Raw genomic sequence first — 1,892 nt, forward strand, 5'->3', positions numbered from 1 at the left:
GAGGAGGACATGAACAAGCTGATGCCCTCGGACATCCGCGACTGGTTCGAGGACATCCCGAACGAGGACCTGGAGGTCCTCGGCATCGACGCGGAGGACTCCCGACCGGAGTGGATGATCCTGACGGTCCTCCCCGTCCCGCCGGTGACCACGCGCCCCTCCATCACGCTCGACAACGGCCAGCGCTCCGAGGACGACCTCACGCACAAGCTGGTCGACATCATCCGGATCAACCAGCGGTTCATGGAGAACCGCGAGGCGGGCGCCCCGCAGCTGATCATCGAGGACCTCTGGGAGCTGCTCCAGTACCACGTCACCACGTTCGTCGACAACGAGATCAGCGGGACGCCGCCGGCGCGCCATCGCTCCGGCCGCCCCCTCAAGACCCTCAGCCAGCGGCTGAAGGGGAAGGAGGGCCGCTTCCGCGGCTCGCTGTCCGGGAAGCGCGTCAACTTCTCCGCCCGGACCGTCATCTCGCCGGATCCGACGCTCTCGCTGAACGAGGTCGGCGTCCCGGACCGCGTCGCCAAGGAGATGACCCAGACGCTCAACGTCACCGAGCGCAACGTCGAGGAGGCGCGCCAGTACGTCCGGAACGGCCCCGAGGCCCACCCCGGCGCGAACTACGTTCGACGACCTGACGGTCGCCGGCTGAAGGTGACCGAGAAGAACTGCGAGGAGCTCGCCGAGAAGGTCGAGGCCGAGTGGGAGGTCAACCGCCACCTCGTCGACGGCGACATCGTGATCTTCAACCGGCAGCCCTCGCTGCACCGGATGTCCATCATGGCCCACGAGGTCGTGGTGATGCCGTACAAGACGTTCCGGCTCAACACCGTCGTCTGTCCGCCGTACAACGCCGACTTCGACGGCGACGAGATGAACATGCACGCGCTCCAGAACGAGGAGGCCCGCGCCGAGGCCCGCGTCCTCATGCGCGTCCAAGAGCAGATCCTGAGCCCCCGGTTCGGCGGGAACATCATCGGCGCGATCCAGGACCACATCTCCGGCACCTACCTGCTCACGCACTCGAACCCCGAGTTCACGGAGACGCAGGCGCTCGACCTGCTCCGGGCGACGCGGGTCGACGAGCTGCCCGAGCCCGACGGCGTCGACGACGACGGGCGCGACTACTGGACCGGCCGGACGCTGTTCTCCGAGCTGCTGCCCGACGACCTCACGCTGCACTTCTCGTCGTCGACCGGCGACGACGTCGTCATCGAGAACGGCCAGCTGATCGAAGGGACGATCGACGAGGACGCCGTCGGGGCGTTCGGCGGCGAGGTCGTCGACACCCTCACCAAGGAGTACGGCGAGACGCGCTCGCGCGTGTTCATCAACGAGATCGCGGCGCTGGCGATGCGCGCGATCATGCACTTCGGCTTCTCGATCGGGATCGACGACGAGTCGATCCCGCCGGAGGCCGAAGAGCAGGTCGACGACGCGATCGAGAGCGCCTACGACCGCGTCCAGGAGCTGATCTCGACGTACGAGGCCGGCGAGCTGGAGTCGCTGCCCGGCCGCGGCGTCGACGAGACGCTGGAGATGAAGATCATGCAGACGCTCGGGAAGGCCCGCGACTCGGCCGGGGAGATCGCCGACCAGCACTTCGGCGACGACAACCCGGCGGTCGTGATGGCCCGCTCCGGCGCGCGTGGGTCGATGCTGAACCTCACGCAGATGGCCGGCTCCGTCGGCCAGCAGGCGGTCCGCGGCGAGCGGATCAACCGCGGCTACGAGGACCGGACGCTCTCCCACTACAAGGAGAACGACCTCTCCGCCGAGGCGCACGGCTTCGTGGAGAACTCCTACCGCGGCGGGCTCACGCCCGAGGAGTTCTTCTTCCACGCGATGGGCGGCCGCGAGGGGCTCGTCGACACGGCGGTCCGGACCTC

1 protein-coding gene is annotated in these 1,892 nt (G+C 68.2%); it reads left to right on the plus strand.

Features of this window, described 5'->3' with window-relative positions; genetic code table 11:
• A partial coding sequence (locus tag SD626R_RS11930; RefSeq protein WP_092566576.1) for a DNA-directed RNA polymerase subunit A' occupies positions 1-1,892 on the plus strand: 1,892 nt, incomplete at both ends.

This window comes from Halorubrum sp. SD626R, from assembly GCF_001261915.1.
Lineage (GTDB): Archaea > Halobacteriota > Halobacteria > Halobacteriales > Haloferacaceae > Halorubrum.